The organism is Escherichia sp. S10b, from assembly GCF_028421345.1.
GTDB lineage: Bacteria > Pseudomonadota > Gammaproteobacteria > Enterobacterales > Enterobacteriaceae > ECMA0423.
On the sequence record NZ_JAHZSO010000166.1, the window covers coordinates 1 to 21,496 of the forward strand.

The following is a 21,496-nucleotide window of genomic DNA, read 5'->3' on the forward strand; positions in this document are numbered from 1 at the left end:
GATACGGCATGCGGACTGCAGGCAGAGAAAACTGGCCGATTTTCTCTGCACTGGAGGGATAATACAAGGCCTGATAAGACGCGGCAGCGTCGCATCAGGCATTGTGCACGATTGCCGGATGCGGCGTGAACGCCTTATCCGGCCTGGATGGCTTGCTGCGACGAACACCAACCCTTACCCCTGACGCTTATCTTCCGTATTCGTCTCGAAATCACTGGCGTCATGGCGCTCATGCAACTGCTCATTCAGCGGTCCGTTGGTGCGGTTAACAATACGCCCACGTTTCACCGCCGGACGTTCGCCTACTTCTTTCGCCCAGCGTTGTACATGCTTATAACTGCCCGCATCAAGAAACTCTGCGGCATCATACACGCCGCCTAACACCACGTTGCCAAACCACGGCCAAATCGCCATATCCGCAATGGTGTACTCATCGCCCGCAACAAACTTATGCTGCGCCAGTTGCTTATCCAGCACGTCGAGCAGACGTTTGGCTTCCATGGTAAAGCGGTTGATGGCGTACTCAATCTTTACCGGTGCGTAATGGTAAAAGTGACCAAAACCACCGCCGAGGAACGGTGCCGCGCCCTGTAACCAGAACAGCCAGTTCATCGTTTCAGTACGCTTTGCCAAATCCTGCGGCAGGAAGTAGCCAAATTTCTCCGCCAGATAAAGCAGGATCGAACCAGATTCAAACACGCGGATCGGCGGATTATGCGTATGATCGCGCAGCGCCGGGATCTTCGAGTTTGGGTTCACTTCGACAAAGCCGCTGGAGAATTGATCGCCATCGCCAATACGAATCAGCCAGGCGTCGTACTCTGCACCAGTAACGCCCAGCGCCAGCAGCTCCTCAAGCATAATCGTTACTTTCTGACCGTTCGGCGTTCCCAGCGAATAAAGTTGCAATGGGTGTTTGCCAACGGGCAGCGTTTTTTCATGCGTCGGACCAGAAACCGGGCGATTGATATTGGCGAACGCGCCGCCAGCGGATTTATCCCACGTCCAGACTTTCGCGGGCTGATAAGTATTGTCTGTCATAGTGAGTTGCCTTCTGAGTGGTAGTGTTGAAGCAGTGTAGCAGGTCACTTGCTGTACAGAATGTGAATTTTTTAACCCTTTGCGCCAGCCGCTGCGATGAGGTGTATGATTAGTCTGACCTCTGTCCGGTTAATGTCGCTGAGCAGGTAATCAGAGCACAACAATTACGCCAACTGCTTAGGTTGTATTGTTAAAGGTAAAGTGATGAGCAAAGGAACGACCAGCCAGGATGCCCCGTTCGGGACATTATTGGGCTACGCCCCAGGTGGGGTAGCAATCTACTCTTCAGATTACAGTTCTCTCGATCCGCAGGAATACGAAGATGACGCCGTATTCCGTAGCTATATCGACGACGAATATATGGGCCACAAGTGGCAATGCGTTGAATTTGCTCGCCGTTTTCTCTTTCTGAATTACGGTGTGGTCTTTACTGACGTGGGTATGGCGTGGGAGATTTTCTCGCTGCGCTTCCTGCGAGAAGTGGTTAATGACAACATCCTGCCATTGCAGGCATTTCCTAACGGCTCGCCGCGTGCGCCGGTCGCGGGTGCGCTTCTTATCTGGGATAAAGGCGGTGAATTTAAAGACACTGGCCATGTCGCCATCATTACCCAATTGCATGGCAACAAAGTCCGTATTGCGGAACAGAACGTGATTCATTCCCCGTTGCCGCAAGGGCAACAGTGGACGCGTGAGCTGGAGATGGTGGTCGAAAACGGCTGCTATACCCTGAAAGACACTTTTGATGACACCACCATTCTGGGCTGGATGATCCAGACGGAAGATACTGAATACAGCTTACCGCAGCCGGAAATTGCAGGCGAGCTGCTGAAAATCAGCGGAGCGCGCCTGGAAAACAAAGGCCAGTTTGACGGTAAATGGCTGGATGAAAAAGATCCGCTGCAAAACGCCTATGTGCAGGCCAACGGTCAGGTGATCAATCAGGATCCGTATCATTACTACACCATTACCGAGAGTGCCGAGCAGGAGCTAATTAAAGCCACCAACGAGCTGCACCTGATGTATCTTCACGCAACCGACAAGGTGCTGAAAGATGACAACCTGCTGGCGCTGTTCGACATCCCGAAAATCCTCTGGCCACGTTTGCGTCTCTCCTGGCAGCGTCGCCGTCACCATATGATCACCGGTCGTATGGATTTCTGCATGGATGAGCGTGGTCTGAAGGTTTACGAGTACAACGCCGACTCTGCCTCATGTCATACCGAAGCGGGCTTGATCCTCGAACGTTGGGCGGAGCAGGGCTATAAAGGCAACGGCTTCAATCCGGCGGAAGGGCTGATTAACGAACTGGCTGGTGCCTGGAAACACAGTCGTGCACGTCCGTTTGTCCATATCATGCAGGACAAAGATATCGAGGAAAACTATCACGCGCAGTTTATGGAGCAGGCGCTGCACCAGGCGGGCTTTGAAACGCGTATCTTGCGCGGGCTGGATGAACTGGGCTGGGATGCTGCCGGGCAACTGATTGATGGGGAAGGACGGCTGGTTAACTGCGTGTGGAAAACCTGGGCGTGGGAAACCGCGTTTGATCAGATTCGTGAAGTTAGCGACCGTGAGTTTGCTGCGGTGCCAATCCGTACCGGTCATCCGCAAAACGAAGTGCGTCTTATCGACGTATTGCTGCGCCCGGAAGTGCTGGTCTTTGAGCCGCTGTGGACGGTGATCCCCGGCAACAAAGCGATTCTGCCGATCCTCTGGTCGCTGTTCCCGCACCATCGTTACCTGCTGGATACCGATTTCACTGTTAATGATGAACTGGTGAAAACAGGTTACGCAGTGAAACCGATCGCCGGTCGCTGTGGCAGCAATATCGACCTCGTCAGCCATCATGAAGAGGTGCTGGACAAAACCAGCGGTAAATTTGCCGAGCAGAAAAACATCTATCAGCAACTGTGGTGTTTGCCGAAAGTGGACGGTAAATACATTCAGGTATGTACCTTCACCGTTGGCGGCAACTACGGTGGGACGTGTTTGCGCGGTGATGAATCACTGGTCATCAAAAAAGAGAGTGATATTGAACCGTTAATTGTGGTGAAAAAGTAATACATGTTGTAGCAACCCCGTACTGATTATGAAGAATAATCAGTACGGGGATTAATCAAAATATTCAATATTTATATATTCCAATATTTATTCATTTCATATGTGAATATATTAACCAGTGGAATACCTGTGTTTTGATTATTTCTAAAGGTTTTGAATGAATGCTTATTGTCTGATACACAAGAAATAACACTCTTTTTATCGTTAAAAAATGATATTTCACTTTGCCCATGCCGTTAAAGTCACTGATAATGCGTCCGTTCGTAAATTCAAAATGGCGTAATCTAATATATGCTAAATTTATTTGTTGGCCTTGATATATACACAGGGCTTTTGTTATTGCTTGCTCTGGCATTTGTGTTGTTCTACGAAGCAATCAATGGTTTTCATGACACGGCGAATGCGGTGGCAACCGTTATTTATACTCGTGCCATGCAACCACAACTTGCTGTGGTGATGGCGGCATTTTTTAACTTTTTTGGCGTGTTATTGGGCGGACTTAGCGTTGCCTATGCCATTGTCCATATGTTGCCAACCGATTTGTTGCTGAATATGGGGTCAACCCACGGCCTGGCGATGGTCTTTTCCATGCTGCTGGCGGCGATTATCTGGAACCTGGGAACGTGGTTCTTCGGTTTACCGGCCTCCAGTTCGCACACCTTGATTGGTGCGATTATCGGCATCGGTTTAACCAACGCGCTGTTAACCGGCTCATCGGTGATGGATGCGTTAAACCTGCGTGAAGTGACCAAAATTTTCTCCTCGCTGATTGTTTCCCCTATCGTCGGCCTGGTCATTGCGGGAGGCCTGATATTCCTGCTGCGACGCTACTGGAGCGGGACGAAAAAGCGTGACCGTATTCACCGCATTCCGGAAGATCGCAAAAAGAAAAAAGGCAAACGTAAACCGCCATTCTGGACGCGTATTGCGCTGATTGTTTCCGCTGCGGGCGTGGCGTTTTCGCACGGCGCGAACGACGGACAAAAAGGGATCGGCCTGGTGATGCTGGTACTGGTGGGGATTGCCCCTGCTGGCTTCGTCGTCAATATGAACGCGTCCGGCTATGAAATTACCCGTACCCGCGATGCCGTCACCAACTTCGAACACTACCTGCAACAGCATCCTGAACTGCCGCAGAAGTTGATTGCGATGGAACCTCCATTGCCTGCAGCATCGACTGATGGCACGCAAGTAACAGAGTTTCACTGTCATCCGGCAAATACCTTTGATGCGATTGCGCGCGTTAAAACGATGCTGCCAGGCAATATGGAAAGTTACGAGCCGTTAAGCGTGAGTCAGCGCAGCCAGCTGCGCCGCATTATGCTGTGCATCTCTGATACCTCCGCGAAGCTGGCGAAACTGCCAGGCGTCAGTAAAGAAGACCAGAACCTGCTGAAAAAACTGCGCAGCGATATGTTAAGCACCATTGAGTACGCTCCGGTGTGGATCATCATGGCGGTAGCACTGGCGCTCGGCATTGGCACCATGATTGGCTGGCGTCGTGTAGCGATGACCATCGGTGAGAAGATTGGTAAGCGCGGCATGACGTATGCGCAAGGCATGGCGGCACAAATGACGGCGGCAGTGTCTATCGGCCTTGCCAGTTATATTGGGATGCCTGTCTCCACAACACACGTCCTCTCGTCTGCGGTAGCAGGGACGATGGTGGTGGACGGCGGTGGGTTACAGCGTAAAACGGTAACCAGCATCCTGATGGCGTGGGTGTTTACTTTACCGGCGGCAATTTTTCTTTCTGGTGGGCTGTACTGGATAGCATTGCAGTTGATTTAACCTTCCTGAAAATGCCCGGTCCTGGCGATCGGGCATTTCCATTTTTGACTAGTGATAACCACGCGCGGTCATAAAATCCGTAATCGCTTTTTCTGCATCAACCAACACCTGTTCCAGTGGCCGATTGGCATCGATATCAACCAGTTGTGCACCACCAAAGGTTAACTGTGGCGTTATGGCAATCTTCCTCGCCAGCGATTCCCGTTTATGGTCGGGTTTACGTGCACAGGCAACTTCAAGGTCAACATTGAGTTTGATGACCAGATCAGGCTTATGGCTCGCCATCCAGTGAAACGCTTTACGTTCCTGGCTTGCCAGCCATGAGACAAAACGACCACCTTCAATGTTAGGTGGGAACACCGTACCATCGTAAGCGCCAGGAATTTGGTCCTGAGGATAACGGTCGGTTAGAACAATTAACCCGCGACGACGACAGGCAAGCATATGACGAAAGCGCAGTAAGCGACGGGCGACAAACGCTGTAATTACCAGCGCCGGAACTGGTCAAGGCAATTTTTTTGCTGTTTTCACCTGATTTCGTTCAATTGTTTTATGTAAGGATTTTCCCATCAACGGTAATTTTGTCACTGCACGACCGACATTTCCGGCCTGTTTTCCTAAATGAACTCTTTCGGCAGCACCATATTTTTCGACAACGGTAATAAGATGTTCACACATCGTTGACTTGCCTGAACCATCGCTACCAATAACGGCAATTAATGGAGGTGTTATTGACTGCATGAATATATCCTTTAATTTAAATATCCATTAAAAATATTTATTTGGTTAATATGTTTTTATGAAAGCGTAATTCAGGTCAATGTCACAATTAACCATTGTCACAATAAGGTTGAACGGATATTCTGAGCACGGACCACGTAATATTCAATACATTATTTACTGCCGGGTTTTTCGTGAATCAACGTAATATGTCAATAATTAATTCCACGCCAGTGCGTGTTATTGCCATTGTAGGATGTGATGGTTCAGGTAAATCGACCCTCACGGCAAGCCTGGTAAATGAACTGGCAGCAAGAATGCCAACAGAACACATTTATCTCGGGCAATCGTCCGGGCGAATTGGCGAATGGATTTCACAGCTCCCTGTTATTGGCGCACCTTGTGGGCGTTATCTGCGAAGTAAAGCGGCACATGTGCACGAAAAACCCTCAACACCGCCTGGCAATATTACTGCGCTGGTTATCTATCTGCTTTCCTGCTGGCGGGCGTACAAGTTTCGCAAAATGTTGTGTAAAAGCCAGCAAGGCTTTCTGCTCATCACCGACCGCTACCCGCAGGTTGAAGTGCCGGGTTTTCGCTTTGATGGCCCGCAATTGGCAAAAACCACGGGCGGTAACGGTTGGATAAAAATGTTAAGGCAGCGCGAGCTGAAGCTGTACCAATGGATGGCATCTTATTTGCCCGTATTGTTGATTCGTCTTGGCATTGATGAACAAACCGCGTTTGCGCGTAAACCTGACCACCAACTGGCAGCGTTACAGGAAAAAATCGCCGTTACGCCGCAACTGACATTCAATGGCGCAAAGATCCTTGAACTGGATGGGCGACACCCCGCCGATGAAATTCTGCAAGCGTCACTACGCGCAATTCACGCCGCGCTTTCCTGATCACCAAAATGGATAGGGGATGATTTAACGAATGGATGCACTACAAACTCAAACTGTTAATAGTACAACCGCGCCGCAGCCCAACTACATTCCGGGGCTGATTGCGGTGGTCGGGTGTGATGGCACCGGTAAATCCACACTGACCACCGACCTGGTGAAATCGCTGCAACAACACTGGCAAACCGAGCGGCGCTATCTGGGGCTGCTCTCCGGCGAAGACGGCGACAAAATCAAACGATTGCCGTTGGTTGGCGTCTGGCTGGAACGGCGACTGGCGGCCAAATCCTCGAAAACCCAAAGCATGAAAACCAAATCTCCGGCGCTATGGGCGGCGGTGATTATGTACTGCTTCTCGCTGCGAAGAATGGCGAATCTACGCAAGGTTCAGCGACTGGCGCAAAGTGGCGTTCTGGTGGTCAGCGATCGCTTCCCGCAGGCTGAAATTTCGGGCTTTTATTATGATGGACCGGGGATTGGCGTCGAACGTGCGACCGGGAAAATCAGCATGTTTCTGGCGCAGCGCGAACGGCGTTTATACCAACAAATGGCGCAATATCGCCCGGAATTAATTATTCGCCTGGGCATTGATATTGAGACTGCCATCTCCCGCAAGCCTGACCATGACTATGCCGAGCTGCAGGACAAAATCGGTGTCATGTCGAAGATTGGCTATAACGGCACAAAAATTCTTGAGATTGATTCCAGAGCGCCCTACAGCGAAGTGCTGGAACAGGCACAGAAGGCGGTTTCTCTGGTTGCCATCGTTTCTGACCGCCGAAGTTTAACTTAAGGCTGGCGGGATACTTTTTACTATCAACGATAAGGTCAGGCTGAATTGGCGGGTTTTAACATCAAACATTGGTTTGCAGATGGCGCGTTTCGCACCATTATTCGCAATAGCGCCTGGTTAGGCTCCAGTAATGTCGTGAGCGCCTTGCTGGGGCTGTTGGCGCTCTCGTGTGCCGGTAAAGGGATGACGCCCGCCATGTTTGGCGTACTGGTGATTGTGCAATCGTACGCCAAGTCGATCAGCGATTTTATTAAGTTTCAGACATGGCAGCTGGTGGTTCAGTACGGAACGCCAGCCTTGACCAACAATAATCCGCAGCAATTTCGCAATGTCGTCTCATTTTCCTTCTCGCTGGATATCGTCAGCGGCGCGGTGGCGATTGTCGGCGGCATTGCCTTACTGCCATTCCTTTCCCATTCATTAGGTCTGGATGACCAAAGCTTTTGGCTGGCGGCGCTGTATTGCACGCTCATTCCTTCAATGGCTTCCTCCACGCCGACCGGCATTCTGCGTGCGGTAGATCGCTTCGATTTAATTGCTGTACAGCAGGCGACGAAACCTTTTCTGCGCGCAGCGGGGAGCGTCGTAGCCTGGTATTTTGACTTTGGTTTTGCGGGTTTTGTTATTGCCTGGTACGTGTCGAATCTGGTTGGCGGCACCATGTACTGGTGGTTTGCAGCGCGCGAATTACGCCGCAGAAATATCCATAATGCCTTCAAATTGAATCTGTTTGAGTCTGCCCGACACATCAAAGGCGCGTGGAGTTTTGTCTGGTCAACCAACATTGCCCACTCCATCTGGTCGGCGCGTAACTCGTGCAGCACAGTGCTGGTGGGGATCGTGTTAGGACCCGCTGCCGCCGGGTTATTTAAAATCGCCATGACATTCTTCGACGCCGCCGGAACGCCAGCGGGTTTGCTGGGTAAAAGTTTTTACCCAGAGGTGATGCGTTTAGATCCGCGCACCACCAGACCGTGGTTGTTAGGTGTGAAGTCCGGTTTACTGGCGGGCGGAATCGGTATTCTGGTGGCGCTCGCGGTGTTTATCGTCGGCAAGCCGCTCATTTCGCTGGTGTTTGGCGTTAAGTATCTCGAAGCGTATGACCTGATTCAGGTGATGCTGGGCGCAATTGTGATTTCGATGCTGGGCTTCCCTCAGGAGTCATTGCTATTGATGGCGGGAAAACAGCGCGCTTTTCTCGTGGCGCAAACCATCGCCTCAATCGGCTACATCGTATTGCTGTTCATGTTCTGTCATCTGTTTGGTGTGCTGGGAGCAGCGTTTGCTTGCTTCGGTGGGCAATGTCTGGACGTGGCGCTCTCGTTAATTCCAACCTTAAAGGCATTTTTTCAGCGCCATTCCTTGCTTTATAACGCAGCCGGAGAGAAATCCTGATGATGAGAAAATATTTCCCGCTTGAGGCGAGCGAGCGTCTATTTGTTGCGATTGAAGAAGATGATGTCGTTGATGCACAGGTTAGTTTGCCGCCGACTATTGCACTAAGTTGTACCACCGAAATCATTCATGATAATTACGCGTTATGCCTGCAATTCTGGCTCAATGGCGTTGATCGTCAGGAATTACTGCGTTTAGTTCGCAAACAAGCCAAAGGCGATGAGCTGACTGCTGATGAGCGCAAACAATTTAAATACATGCGAGCGCGCTACAAGCACCTGCGTTTTGCGCAACGGCTGTATTTAAAGAAGCATCAGGCCGGATTTTTATTCGGCAAAACGACCGTTTTTCTGGGGCGTTTTCAGGACGGCTTTCGTAACGGTAAGAAAAATATTGTGTCGTATTACGGCAACCTGTTACGGATTTATTTAAGCTCTCCGGTCTGGTCGTTGGTGAACTATTCATTACGCCATAGCCAGTTAGAAAGCGTAAGCGGTTTTATTGCCTATCGGCAAAAGCAAATGCATACCCTGAAAGAGATTATTGCCAAACCGCGACTAACCGGCAGGGAATTTCATGATGTGCGAAAAATCATCAGCCAACAGGTTTCTTATTACGACACCTTAAGATCGCTTGATCCTGAAAATAAAGAGGCGTTACAGATTTCCCGTTTCCTCGCCGCCATTAATGGCCTGATGGGAGATAAACACGACGACATGGTGGCGGATGATATGGAAAACCGCCAGTCGTATGATGCACCGTTGGCGCTGGATAGCGATATTCGTCAGCGCTTAGAGCTGCTGATTTCGCGTTTTCCGCTATAGCCGGAGCAATGATGTCATCTCGTTTGATTATTGCGTTGATTATCATGCTCTTAGCCCCGGGTGTGCAGGCACACAATTTCGTCACTGGCAAAACGGTTACCCCTGTTTATATCCAGGAAGGCGGCGAGCTGCTTCTGAATAGCGACGACGAAATTCACTACCAAAAGTGGAAAAGCACACAATTAGCGGGAAAAGTCCGCATTATTCAGTATATCGCCGGGCGTAAGTCGGCGAAGAAAAAGAACTCACTGTTAATTAAAGCGGTTGAAGCGGCAAACTTTCCGCAGGATCGTTTTCAGCCCACCACCATTGTGAACACCGATGATGCCATCTTTGGTACTGGCTATTTTGTCGTTGGCAAAATCGAAAAAAATAAACGCCGCTATCCGTGGGCGCAATTCATTATTGACGGCAATGGACAGGGACGCGTTGCCTGGCGCTTGCCGGAGCAGAGTTCAACCATTCTGGTGCTGAATAAAGCCGGGCAAATTCAGTGGGCAAAGGACGGCAGCCTGACGCCGGAAGAGGTAGATCATGTCATTGCGTTGGCGCAGAAACTGATCAATGAATAAAAAACTCAAAGGATTGAGGGCGTTAGTTAGATGAAGCTGGTTGAACACTACATCATGCGTGGTACGCGCCGTCTGGTGCTGATTATCGTCGGTTTTCTGATCTTTATTTTCGCCAGCTACTCCGCACAGCGTTATCTGACCGAAGCGGCAAATGGGACATTAGCTCTTGATGTTGTGCTGGATATCGTTTTCTACAAAGTGCTGATTGCACTGGAGATGTTGTTACTTGTTGGTCTGTATGTGTCAGTTGGCGTGACGCTAGGGCAGATGTATACCGACTCGGAAATTACCGCTATCTCTGCGGCGGGGGGCAGTCCGGGACGCTTGTACAAAGCCGTTCTTTATCTGGCGATACCGCTAAGTATTTTTGTCACCCTTCTGTCGATGTATGGTCGTCCGTGGGCTTATGCGCAGATTTATCAACTGGAGCAGCAGTCGCAGTCGGAGCTGGATGTTCGCCAGTTGCGGGCAAAGAAATTTAACACTAACGATAACGGACGAATGATCCTTTCGCAGACGGTTGATCAGGATAATAATCGCCTGACTGACGCGCTGATTTATACTTCTACTGCCAATCGAACCCGTATTTTCCGCGCCCGTTCGGTTGATGTGGTTGACCCATCACCCGAGAAACCGACCGTTATGTTGCACAACGGCACTGCCTATCTTCTCGATCATCAGGGGCGTGACGACAACGAACAGATCTACCGTAATCTGCAATTACATCTGAATCCGCTGGATCAAAGCCCTAACGTCAAACGCAAAGCAAAATCGGTCACGGAGCTGGCGCGCTCCGCCTTTCCTGCCGATCATGCCGAACTGCAATGGCGACAAAGCCGTGGCCTGACCGCATTGTTGATGGCGCTGCTGGCCATTTCATTAAGTCGGGTAAAACCGCGGCAAGGGCGATTTTCAACGTTATTGCCACTGACGTTGCTGTTTATTGCCATTTTTTATGGCGGCGACGTCTGCCGTACGCTGGTGGCTAACGGCGCGATTCCTCTCATTCCTGGTTTGTGGTTAGTGCCCGGACTCATGCTAATGGGCCTGCTGATGCTGGTCGCACGCGACTTCTCTTTGCTGCAGAAATTTTCCCGATGAATGTTTTCAGTCGCTATTTAATCCGTCATCTCTTTCTCGGTTTTGCCGCCGCCGCAGGGCTATTGCTGCCGCTTTTTACCACCTTCAACCTGATTAACGAACTGGATGATGTCAGTCCGGGCGGTTATCGCTGGACTCAGGCGGTGCTGGTGGTGCTAATGACCTTACCGCGCACACTGGTCGAACTTTCGCCGTTTATCGCCTTATTGGGTGGGATTGTTGGCCTGGGGCAGTTATCGAAAAACAGTGAGCTTACCGCCATTCGCAGCATGGGGTTTTCTATCTTCCGTATTGCACTGGTGGCGCTGGTTGCAGGGATATTGTGGACTGTTTCGTTAGGCGCGATAGATGAGTGGGTGGCGTCGCCATTGCAGCAACAGGCGCTGCAAATCAAATCGACCGCCACCGCGTTGGGGGAGGACGATGACATTACCGGCAATATGCTGTGGGCCAGGCGCGGCAATGAATTTGTGACGGTGAAATCGCTGAATGAACAGGGCCAGCCTGTGGGCGTGGAGATTTTTCATTATCGTGACGATCTTTCGCTCGAATCCTACATTTATGCACGCAGTGCCACCATTAAAGACGACAAAACGTGGATTCTGCATGGTGTGAATCATAAAAAATGGCTGAATGGCAAAGAAACGCTGGAAATATTAGATAATCTTGCCTGGCAATCGACATTCACCAGTATGAATCTTGAAGAACTGTCGATGCCGGGCAATAGCTTTTCCGTTCGTCAGCTCAACCATTACATCAATTACTTGCAGGAAACCGGACAACCGAGCAGTGAGTATCGCCTGGCATTGTGGGAAAAGCTGGGGCATCCCATTTTAACCCTGGCGATGATTTTGCTGGCAGTGCCTTTTACCTTTAGCGCCCCGCGCTCGCCGGGGATGGGCAGCCGTCTTGCTGTAGGCGTCATCGTTGGCTTACTTACCTGGATAAGCTACCAAATAATGGTCAATCTGGGATTATTATTTGCGCTGAGTGCGCCCGTTGCTGCACTCGGTTTACCTATGGCATTTGTGCTGGCGGCGTTGATTCTGGTGTATCTATTTGATAGGCAACATTAAACCCGCCGTGGCGCAACACCACGGCGGGCTCACATTACTGCTTCAGAGTAGCAAATGCCTGAATGATGGCATCGATTTGCTCACGACTGTGGGCAGCGTTTACGCTACAGCGCAGCAGCGTGATGCCTGCAGGCGCGGCAGGTGGCAGGATAAGATTCACATAAACGCCCAGCGAAATAAGCTCGCGCCAGATGCGTAAACCTTCCTCTTTCGAACCGATTATTACCGGCACTACCGGGCTAATATGTGAACTTAACTCATAACCCAGTTTTTGCAGACCGTCATACAGATGGTTGGCGTTATCCATCAGCTTTTGCCGCAGCTCTGGTTGTGTGGCAATAGTTCTTAACGACGAGCGCACGGTCGCAATGCAGGACGGAGAAGGAGAGGCGGTAAAAATATACGGGCGGCTGCCGTAGCGCAGCACTTCCATCGCTTCCGAACCGACAGCAAAACCGCCAATCGAGGCCAGACTTTTACTGAAAGTACCAACGATAATATCCACATCATCTTCAACGCCGACAGCTTCAGCCAGTCCGCGCCCCGTTGCGCCTAACACGCCAAACGAATGCGCTTCATCGACAATCAAATAACCACCGAGACGACGTTTGATATCAACAATTTCCGCCAGCGGCGCAACGTCACCGAGCATGCTGTAGATGCCCTCAACGATGATAATCGCCTCTTTCGCCCGTTCACCGAGGCGAACCATGCGCCGTTCCAGATCTTTAGCATCGTTATGGCGGAAACGAATAATTTCCGCGCCACCGAGAGAACAGGCGTCATAAATACTGGCGTGGCTGTCGGCATCCAGTAACACCACGGCGTTATGGTCGGCAAGTGCGCTGATGACGCCTAAATTAGCGGTATAACCGGTTGAAAAAACGATAGCGGTAGGGCGCTTGAAAAACTCGGCAATTTCTTTCTCTAACGCCAGGTGCGGCGCATAACTGCCGTTTGCCATACGAGAACCGGTGGTGCCGGTGCCTTGGGCCGCTAACGCTGCCTGACCTTCGCTGATGGCATCATGATTAAAGGTTAAACCGAGATAATTATTGGTCCCGGCCAGAATCACTTTTTTATTGCCGATCCGGCCTTCGGTGGCGGAATACACTTCATCAATACAGGTGCCAAACGGTGTTAACCCGTTGTCACTAAATTGCAGACGCTCGCCAGCAAGGCGCGCATATTTATCGTATAGCCCCATTATTTATTCTCCAGCCATGGAAGTAGAGTTTCCATTAATTGCGCAGGGGTTTTGACATCCAGCAGAATATTAATAGGAATGGAAATATCGAATCTGTCTTCCAGCATCATTAAGAGATCCATCACTTTGATCGACTCCAGGCCAAGATCGTTGACGAGATCGCTGTCGGGCTTAATTTCCACACCGTTTTCGACCAAATCCTGTAAACAGGAAAGGATGTAATCCATTACTATTTCACGATTTACCATAGAAACGTTAACACACCTTTAAACAAGACAATCAAAATAGCCCGTTGCGTAATGCTTGTTCCAGGCTAATCCCGGGAAACCAATTAATATCTTCAGAAATACGGTTATTACTTGCCGACCAGTCGGCGTGGGTTAATTCACGAATTTTCGAGCGGGTCAGCATAGGTTCTTTACCTGCCAGGCGACTCAACGCGGTACTGATATCCGCAAGGCAGGTGAGTACCGGCAGAGGAATACCAACCATTCGCACGGAACCACAACGGGCGTCGGCGGCAAGCTGTCGTACGTGTTGCCAGTCATAGCCGCCGGGGACGCCATCGCATAATTCATAGGTTTGCGTCTGTACAGTTTCGGCGCTTAACCACTGACCCACTGCTTGCGCGAAATCGGTGACGTGCAGGAAAGAGAGCTGTGTATCTGGCGCACCAAGTCGTGGCAGCAGGCCGCGCAGCATCCAGTCAAACAGCGGTTTTAACTCTTTATCGCCGGGACCATACACGGCTGTCGGGCGAAAAACGCCCAGCGTAATTTCGTCAGCCATTGCAGTCAGACGTTGTTCGGCGACGTGTTTGGAATTTGCGTACCAGGAGAGCTCGGGATGGCGCGCCGCCAGCGAAGAGATAAACAGAAAACGTTGGCAAAAGCCGCTCTCTTTTGCTGCTTGCATCAGGCGCAGGCTGCCGTCAACGTTACAGCGGGTGAAAATCTCTTCTTTGTGCCCGCGCACTTGCCCGGCGCAATGGACCACTGCGCTGGCTCCGGCAACCAGCTTGCTAAGTGAATGAGTATCTTCCAGCGAACCGCGCACCCAGGTGAGATTATCATTGACGTGAGCGCGGGCAGTACGCGTCAATGCGCGAACGTGAAAGCCGCGGGCGAGCAGGTTATCGATAATATATTTACCGATAAACCCGGTAGCGCCCGTCACCGCGACAGTTTGATTCATGCCAGGGATTCCTGCACATGAAGGCTTGCAGCATAAGCCTTCTGATAACGTTTTTTCGCTTCCGCACGGGCAGGCTTGCCGGAGGATGTTCGGGGAATACTGTGGGGCGGCAACAGATCGATAGCCGCTGTTACGCCAAATTCGCTTTGGATCCGTGCTGCCAGCGCGTGGATAAGCTGCCCGCGACGTTCTTCGTCGCTGATCCGACACTGGATCTGCAAAATGATTTTTTCCTGGGCGGTAACAAAAGCAATCGCATCGCCAGAATGAATTTCCGGTTCTTGTTCCGCAATATATTCAATATCCTGCGGCCAGATATTACGGCCACGAATAATAATCAGATCTTTAATACGTCCGGTGACATACAGATAACCGTCCAGCAGATAACCGAGGTCGCCGGTGTCTAACCAGCCCGTCGCGGCAATCTCGTCTTGCGAAGCCTGGTCGCCAAAGTAACCGCTCATCAGACTGGGGCCGGAGATGCAAATATGGCCTACCACACGTTCCGCGACCGGCATACCTGCTTCATTGCGGATTTCAATACCATGTTCCGGCAACGCTTTGCCGCAGTTGACGAAAGTCGATACGGCGCGTGTCTCTGCACCCGGCGCGACGGCTTTACCCTGATATTCGAGGATGTCGCGATCCACTTCGTTAACCACAACCCCAGAGCCTTCATCAGAGAAGCTGACAGCCAGCGCATTTTCTGCCAGTCCGTAGCACGGCATGAACGTTTTATCGTCAAAGTTAACCTGACGGAAACATTCAGCGAATTGATGGAGTTGTTCTGCGGAGATCGGCTCAGCACCAATACCAGCGACGCGCCAGCAGGAAAGATCCAGTTCAGCGAGATCTTTTTCATTCACGCGGCGTTGGCACAATTCATAGCCAAACGGCGGCGCAACGGAAACGGTGCCGCGATTTTTACTGATCAATTTAAGCCATTGCAAAGGACGCATGGCAAAATCCTGAGTGCGCAAATAATCTACTGAAAGTTGCGTGGCGACGGGGGTCAGGAGAAAGCCGACCAGTCCCATATCATGGTAGAAAGGCAGCCAGGAGACGCAGCGGTCGCCAGGGCGTAATTTAATGCCATCGTGGCTTATAGCACGTAGATTAGCCATCACTTCGCGATGGGTGATAATGACGCCACGGGGAAAACGGGTGCTGCCGGAGGTGTACTGGAGGTAGGCGATATCGTTCGGAACTGGACGCTGGAGCGCAACATCGGCTTCCGGTAATGCCTTAAACCAGGCGTGGCTTAAAACATGTAATTCGGGGTTGTTATGCGTCGCGGCATTGACCAGTGGCAACCACTCATCACCAGTGATAATGGCTGCGGGCTGGCAACTTGCCAGTAAACCCTGGAGTTTGGCGCTCCAGGAATCCCGCTGACCGACGCCCATTGGAATCGCCAACGGGACGGCGACTAAGCCAGCATACTGACAGGCAAAAAAAGCCTCTACAAACCCGCTACTCGTTTCGGCAATCAGCGCCACGCGTTCGCCTTTTTTCAGGTTCAGCGATAACAACCGCTTCGCACCAGCTTCGGCACGCGTTTTTAACGTCTGATATTCCAGTTGATCTTCAAGTTGGCAACGTCTGTCATAAAAATTCATTCCGGCGCTACTCAGAGCGGCGTAGTCCAAAGCATCAACCAGCGTTGGAAAATCGGCATAGCGCATAGGTAGGGAATGCGTAAAGATTTTATTAGACATATACACCACGAAAAAATTGGATATCAAAAATAAAATGACAATAATGCGGTGGATTATATAGGCATAAAAGATAAATGAGATAGTATTTTCATCGGTGTGAAAATGAACATTGATTTAAATAATGAGTTTAAGTTTTTTGTTTTTATTGTGAATGATATTTAATTTATGAATATATTAAGAAGAAGCCTTGTCCGGTCGCCTTAAATCGACAAAAGGCATTGAGGCGCTTCTGTGTAGTCTCTAACCTTATCATAATCATTAATAAATACTATTTATTCTTTGTTTGTATTCATTGGGTTGATTATTAAGGTGTCGTTCGTTGCTGTTGCAACCTGTTTTTCACCGTTAATTATTTGTTATCCACAGAGATATGGAATGCGATCTGCTGATGATTAAAATTGAAAAAGTAATTAATAAAAATGACCTTAAGGCATTTATCGCTTTTCCGTCATCACTTTATCCCGACGATCCAAACTGGATACCCCCTTTATTCATAGAACGCAACGAGCATTTGTCTGCGAAAAATCCGGGGACGGACCATATCATCTGGCAGGCGTGGGTGGCAAAAAAAGCGGGGCAGATAGTTGGGCGTATTACCGCGCAAATAGATACCTTGCACCGTGAGCGTTACGGTGAAGATACCGGTCATTTCGGCATGATTGACGCCATTGATGATCCGCAGGTTTTTGCCGCGTTGTTTGGCGCAGCGGAAGCGTGGTTGAAGTCACAAGGTGCAAGTAAGATCAGCGGTCCTTTCAGCCTGAATATCAATCAGGAAAGCGGATTACTGATTGAAGGTTTTGACACACCACCCTGTGCGATGATGCCACACGGCAAACCGTGGTATGCCGCGCATATTGAACAACTGGGTTATCACAAAGGCATTGATTTACTGGCGTGGTGGATGCAGCGAACCGATCTCACTTTCTCTCCGGCGCTAAAAAAACTGATGGATCAGGTGCGCAAAAAGGTGACCATTCGCTGCATCAATCGTCAGCGGTTTGCCGAAGAAATGCAGATCCTGCGTGAGATTTTCAACTCTGGCTGGCAGCACAACTGGGGATTTGTGCCGTTTACCGAACATGAATTCGCGACCATGGGCGATCAACTTAAATATCTGGTGCCGGACGATATGATCTATATCGCTGAGATTGATTCTGCACCCTGCGCGTTTATTGTCGGCTTGCCGAACATCAACGAGGCGATTGCCGATCTGAACGGATCGCTCTTTCCCTTCGGCTGGGCAAAATTGCTGTGGCGTTTGAAAGTCAGCGGTGTGCGAACTGCGCGAGTACCGCTGATGGGCGTGCGCGACGAGTATCAGTTCAGCCGCATCGGCCCGGTGATTGCGCTGTTATTGATTGAAGCCTTACGCGATCCGTTTGCCCGCCGGAAGATCGATGCGCTGGAGATGTCATGGATCCTCGAAACCAATACAGGCATGAATAACATGCTGGAACGCATTGGGGCGGAGCCGTACAAGCGTTACCGATTGTATGAAAAGCAGATTTAATACCAGCTAACTCAGGTTCATCTCCAGCGGCACCGCCGAGCGAATCAAATGGTGGCCTTCCAGCTCGATATCGTGGAGATTCTTTTTCACGGTCCGCACATGATCGCGTGCTGCGCGCTGGGCGACGTGCGGCAGCCGCTGCAACACCGCGTTGTAGATCCTCGCATGCTGGCGATCGATCTGCTTTTTTTGCTGTGGTCGATGGTAGAGATTATTTACGCTGGCAAACACTGAATTAAACATCAGATCGGTCAATGATTGCAGCGTAAACACCAGCACCTGATTGTGAGAAGCCTGACAAATGGCGAGATGGAAAGCGTGATCCAACTGCGCATGTTCGATCAGCGAAATCTCTTTGTTGTTCTCACTGGCGGCGAGCATTTTTTCATAACAGCGGGTTATCACAACAAAATCAGCCTGCGTTCCCAGCGTTGCCGCCAGCCTTGCCGATTCGCCCTCCAGTAATGCGCGAACGTCGAGCAGATCGTACAGCGTTCGCGGCTGCGTACTGAACAGATGGATCAGCGGGCTGGTGTCCTGCACCCGATTAAGCCGTGCGACACGAGAATCGCGACCCTGCGCCGTCTCAATAATCCCGCGCCCGCGCAGCACGGTCAGCCCTTCACGCAGTGCGGAGCGTGAGAAGCCGAGCTTTTCACACAGTCGACGTTCCGAGGGAAGTGGCTGACCGACCTTCAGTACGCCGTCGATAATTAACCGTTCGATACTCTCTGCAACCACTTCGCAAATAGGGCGACGTTCATCTTTCATTCCCGGACCTCGTGCACAGGTAGGACCAATTTTTCTGTTCTTAACTCGCAAAACACGCACATCACGTAAGTGATTATGTTACATCAATTTAACATTGAGTTAACCAAGGCAAGGTCACAGAGCTGGAAAAAAAATGGTCTGACCGGTAGCTAAAGAGATAGACGAAAACGAAAAGCCCGCTTAATAACTGTTCACAGAAGCAGCGCGCAAAAATCAGCTGCCACACAACACAACAAAGCGAAGCCTACTCATGAGCATCTTGTACGAAGAGCGTCTTGATGGCGCTTTACCCGATGTCGACCGCACATCGGTACTGATGGCACTGCGTGAGCATGTCCCTGGACTTGAGATCCTGCATACCGATGAGGAGATCATTCCTTACGAGTGTGACGGGTTGAGCGCGTATCGCACGCGTCCATTACTGGTTGTTCTGCCTAAGCAAATGGAACAGGTGACAGCGATTCTTGCTGTCTGCCATCGCCTGCGTGTACCGGTGGTGACCCGTGGTGCAGGCACCGGGCTTTCTGGTGGCGCGCTGCCGCTGGAAAAAGGTGTGTTGTTGGTGATGGCGCGCTTTAAAGAGATCCTCGACATTAACCCCGTTGGTCGCCGCGCGCGCGTGCAGCCAGGCGTGCGTAACCTGGCGATCTCCCAGGCCGTTGCACCGCATAATCTCTACTACGCACCGGACCCTTCCTCACAAATCGCCTGTTCCATTGGCGGCAACGTGGCAGAAAATGCCGGCGGCGTCCACTGCCTGAAATATGGTCTGACCGTACATAACCTGCTGAAAATTGAAGTGCAAACGCTGGACGGCGAGGCGCTGACGCTGGGATCGGACGCGCTGGATTCACCTGGTTTTGACCTGCTGGCTCTGTTCACCGGATCGGAAGGTATGCTCGGCGTGACCACCGAAGTGACGGTAAAACTGCTGCCGAAGCCGCCCGTGGCGCGGGTTCTGTTAGCCAGCTTTGACTCGGTAGAAAAAGCCGGACTTGCAGTTGGTGACATCATCGCCAATGGCATTATCCCCGGCGGGCTGGAGATGATGGATAACCTGTCGATCCGCGCGGCGGAAGATTTTATTCATGCCGGTTATCCCGTCGACGCCGAAGCAATTTTGTTATGCGAGCTGGACGGCGTGGAGTCTGACGTACAGGAAGACTGCGAGCGGGTTAACGACATCTTGTTGAAAGCGGGCGCGACTGACGTCCGTCTGGCACAGGACGAAGCAGAGCGCGTACGTTTCTGGGCCGGTCGCAAAAATGCGTTCCCGGCGGTAGGACGTATCTCCCCGGATTACTACTGCATGGATGGCACCATCCCGCGTCGCGCCCTGCCTGGCGTACTGGAAGGCATTGCCCGTTTATCGCAGCAATATGATTTACGTGTTGCCAACGTCTTTCATGCCGGAGATGGCAACATGCACCCGTTAATCCTTTTCGATGCCAACGAACCCGGTGAATTTGCCCGCGCGGAAGAGCTGGGTGGGAAGATCCTCGAACTCTGCGTTGAAGTTGGCGGCAGCATCAGTGGGGAACATGGCATCGGGCGAGAAAAAATCAATCAAATGTGCGCCCAGTTCAACAGCGATGAAATCACGACCTTCCATGCGGTCAAGGCGGCGTTTGACCCCGATGGTTTGCTGAACCCTGGGAAAAACATTCCCACGCTACACCGCTGTGCTGAATTTGGTGCCATGCATGTGCATCACGGTCATTTACCTTTCCCTGAACTGGAGCGTTTCTGATGCTACGCGAGTGTGATTACAGCCAGGCGCTGCTGGAGCAGGTGAATCAGGCAATTAGCGATAAAACGCCGCTGGTGATTCAGGGCAGCAATAGCAAAGCCTTTTTAGGTCGCCCTGTCACCGGGCAAACGCTGGATGTGCGTTGTCATCGCGGCATTGTTAATTACGACCCGACCGAGCTGGTGATAACCGCGCGTGCCGGAACGCCGCTGGTGGCGATTGAAGCGGCGCTGGAGAGCGCCGGGCAAATGCTTCCCTGCGAGCCGCCGCATTATGGTGAAGAAGCCACCTGGGGTGGGATGGTCGCCTGCGGGCTGGCGGGGCCGCGTCGCCCGTGGAGCGGTTCGGTCCGCGATTTTGTCCTCGGCACGCGCATCATTACCGGCGCTGGAAAACATCTGCGTTTTGGTGGCGAAGTGATGAAAAACGTTGCCGGATACGATCTCTCACGGTTAATGGCCGGAAGCTACGGTTGTCTTGGCGTGCTCACTGAAATCTCGATGAAAGTGTTACCGCGACCGCGCGCCTCCCTGAGCCTGCGTCGGGAAATCAGCCTGCAAGAAGCCATGAACGAAATCGCCCAGTGGCAACTCCAGCCGCTACCTATTAGTGGCTTATGTTACTTCGACAATGCGTTGTGGATCCGCCTTGAGGGCGGCGAAGGATCGGTAAAAGCGGCGCGTGAACTGCTGGGGGGCGAAGAGGTTGCGGGTCAGTTCTGGCAGCAATTGCGTGAACAACAACTGCCGTTCTTCTCGTTACCAGGTACCTTATGGCGCATTTCATTACCCAGCGATGCGCCGATGATGGATTTACCCGGCGAGCAACTGATCGACTGGGGCGGAGCGTTACGCTGGCTGAAATCGACAGCCGAGGACAATCAAATCCATCGCATCGCCCGCAACGCTGGCGGTCATGCGACCCGCTTTAGTGCCGGAGATGGTGGCTTTGCCCCGCTATCGGCTCCTTTATTCCGCTATCACCAGCAGCTTAAACAGCAGCTCGACCCTTGCGGCGTGTTTAACCCCGGTCGCATGTACGCGGAACTTTGAGGAGCAGGC

Annotated in this window: 18 protein-coding genes and 1 pseudogene; 12 read left to right on the forward strand and 7 right to left on the reverse strand. The window is 51.3% G+C overall.

The window, feature by feature from the left end; all coding sequences use genetic code 11:
* Positions 1-174 precede the first annotated feature (174 nt).
* Positions 175-1,041 (reverse strand): glutathione-dependent disulfide-bond oxidoreductase, encoded by an 867-nt coding sequence (gene yghU / locus FTE26_RS15100; RefSeq protein ID WP_001295515.1) that lies wholly within the window; start codon positions 1,039-1,041, stop codon positions 175-177.
* Between the two features lie 204 nt (positions 1,042-1,245).
* On the opposite strand from yghU, the gene gss reads away from it, so the two are divergent.
* Together gss and pitB are read left to right on the forward strand one after the other, a co-directional pair.
* Positions 1,246-3,105: a bifunctional glutathionylspermidine amidase/synthase gene (gss, locus tag FTE26_RS15105; protein ID WP_001297309.1), complete on the forward strand. Its 1,860-nt coding sequence runs from the start codon at positions 1,246-1,248 to the stop codon at positions 3,103-3,105.
* A 291-nt stretch (positions 3,106-3,396) separates the two neighbouring features.
* On the forward strand, positions 3,397-4,896 hold the full coding sequence (gene pitB, locus FTE26_RS15110; RefSeq protein ID WP_000933296.1) for an inorganic phosphate transporter PitB: 1,500 nt from the start codon (positions 3,397-3,399) through the stop codon (positions 4,894-4,896).
* Positions 4,897-4,944: 48 nt separating this feature from the next.
* Here pitB and FTE26_RS15115 read toward each other — a convergent pair.
* Positions 4,945-5,637 (reverse strand): annotated as a pseudogene (locus tag FTE26_RS15115) (dTMP kinase).
* 173 nt (positions 5,638-5,810) lie between these two features.
* Between FTE26_RS15115 and FTE26_RS15120 the strand changes: the two are divergent.
* From FTE26_RS15120 to lptG, 7 genes are read left to right on the forward strand one after another with little or no spacing between them, the layout of a single operon-like run.
* Positions 5,811-6,524: a dTMP kinase gene (locus tag FTE26_RS15120; protein WP_001076237.1), complete on the forward strand. Its 714-nt coding sequence runs from the start codon at positions 5,811-5,813 to the stop codon at positions 6,522-6,524.
* 31 nt (positions 6,525-6,555) lie between these two features.
* A complete protein-coding gene (locus tag FTE26_RS15125; RefSeq protein WP_000339531.1) occupies positions 6,556-7,314 on the forward strand; it encodes an ATP-binding protein in 759 nt (252 codons plus the stop codon).
* Between the two features lie 45 nt (positions 7,315-7,359).
* Positions 7,360-8,709, forward strand: coding sequence for a lipopolysaccharide biosynthesis protein (locus FTE26_RS15130; RefSeq protein WP_000896879.1), 1,350 nt, complete (start codon positions 7,360-7,362; stop codon positions 8,707-8,709).
* Positions 8,709-9,533, forward strand: a complete 825-nt coding sequence (locus FTE26_RS15135; RefSeq protein WP_000984975.1) for a hypothetical protein — start codon at positions 8,709-8,711, stop codon at positions 9,531-9,533. Before FTE26_RS15130 ends, FTE26_RS15135 begins: the two co-directional genes overlap by 1 nt.
* An 11-nt stretch (positions 9,534-9,544) precedes the next feature.
* Positions 9,545-10,105 (forward strand): YtfJ family protein, encoded by a 561-nt coding sequence (locus FTE26_RS15140; protein ID WP_001297306.1) that lies wholly within the window; start codon positions 9,545-9,547, stop codon positions 10,103-10,105.
* A gap of 30 nt (positions 10,106-10,135) precedes the next feature.
* Positions 10,136-11,206 (forward strand): LPS export ABC transporter permease LptF, encoded by a 1,071-nt coding sequence (lptF, locus tag FTE26_RS15145; protein ID WP_000779620.1) that lies wholly within the window; start codon positions 10,136-10,138, stop codon positions 11,204-11,206.
* Positions 11,203-12,282 (forward strand): LPS export ABC transporter permease LptG, encoded by a 1,080-nt coding sequence (gene lptG, locus FTE26_RS15150; RefSeq protein ID WP_001297763.1) that lies wholly within the window; start codon positions 11,203-11,205, stop codon positions 12,280-12,282. The genes lptF and lptG overlap by 4 nt, the downstream gene beginning before the upstream one ends.
* Before the next feature lie 34 nt (positions 12,283-12,316).
* Here lptG and spt read toward each other — a convergent pair whose 3' ends face one another.
* The 4 genes from spt to FTE26_RS15170 are packed head-to-tail and all read right to left on the reverse strand — an operon-like array spanning position 12,317 to position 16,368.
* Positions 12,317-13,489 (reverse strand): serine palmitoyltransferase, encoded by a 1,173-nt coding sequence (gene spt, locus FTE26_RS15155; protein ID WP_000524966.1) that lies wholly within the window; start codon positions 13,487-13,489, stop codon positions 12,317-12,319.
* The gene (locus FTE26_RS15160) at positions 13,489-13,737 is read right to left on the reverse strand and encodes an acyl carrier protein (protein ID WP_000248097.1); all 249 of its coding nucleotides are present in this window, start codon (positions 13,735-13,737) and stop codon (positions 13,489-13,491) included. Before FTE26_RS15160 ends, spt begins: the two co-directional genes overlap by 1 nt.
* 31 nt (positions 13,738-13,768) lie before the next feature.
* On the reverse strand, positions 13,769-14,683 hold the full coding sequence (locus FTE26_RS15165) for an NAD-dependent epimerase/dehydratase family protein (RefSeq protein WP_001077186.1): 915 nt from the start codon (positions 14,681-14,683) through the stop codon (positions 13,769-13,771).
* Complete coding sequence (locus FTE26_RS15170; RefSeq protein WP_001345956.1) at positions 14,680-16,368, reverse strand: fatty acyl-AMP ligase; 1,689 nt, start codon at positions 16,366-16,368, stop codon at positions 14,680-14,682. Before FTE26_RS15170 ends, FTE26_RS15165 begins: the two co-directional genes overlap by 4 nt.
* Positions 16,369-16,771: 403 nt before the next feature.
* Here FTE26_RS15170 and yghO point away from each other — a divergent pair, with 403 nt between their 5' ends.
* Positions 16,772-17,914 carry a protein YghO gene (yghO, locus tag FTE26_RS15175; RefSeq protein WP_000388786.1) on the forward strand — a complete coding sequence of 381 codons (1,143 nt, stop codon included), beginning with the start codon at positions 16,772-16,774 and terminating at the stop codon, positions 17,912-17,914.
* A gap of 6 nt (positions 17,915-17,920) precedes the next feature.
* Here the strand turns inward: yghO and glcC are convergent, their stop codons facing one another.
* The gene (gene glcC, locus FTE26_RS15180; protein ID WP_001297764.1) at positions 17,921-18,685 is read right to left on the reverse strand and encodes a transcriptional regulator GlcC; all 765 of its coding nucleotides are present in this window, start codon (positions 18,683-18,685) and stop codon (positions 17,921-17,923) included.
* A 250-nt stretch (positions 18,686-18,935) separates the two neighbouring features.
* Here glcC and glcD point away from each other — a divergent pair, with 250 nt between their 5' ends.
* Both glcD and glcE read left to right on the forward strand, forming a co-directional pair.
* A complete protein-coding gene (gene glcD / locus FTE26_RS15185) occupies positions 18,936-20,435 on the forward strand; it encodes a glycolate oxidase subunit GlcD (RefSeq protein WP_000026117.1) in 1,500 nt (499 codons plus the stop codon).
* Positions 20,435-21,487: a glycolate oxidase subunit GlcE gene (glcE, locus tag FTE26_RS15190; RefSeq protein ID WP_000943059.1), complete on the forward strand. Its 1,053-nt coding sequence runs from the start codon at positions 20,435-20,437 to the stop codon at positions 21,485-21,487. The genes glcD and glcE overlap by 1 nt, the downstream gene beginning before the upstream one ends.
* The last annotated feature ends 9 nt before the right edge of the window (positions 21,488-21,496 follow it).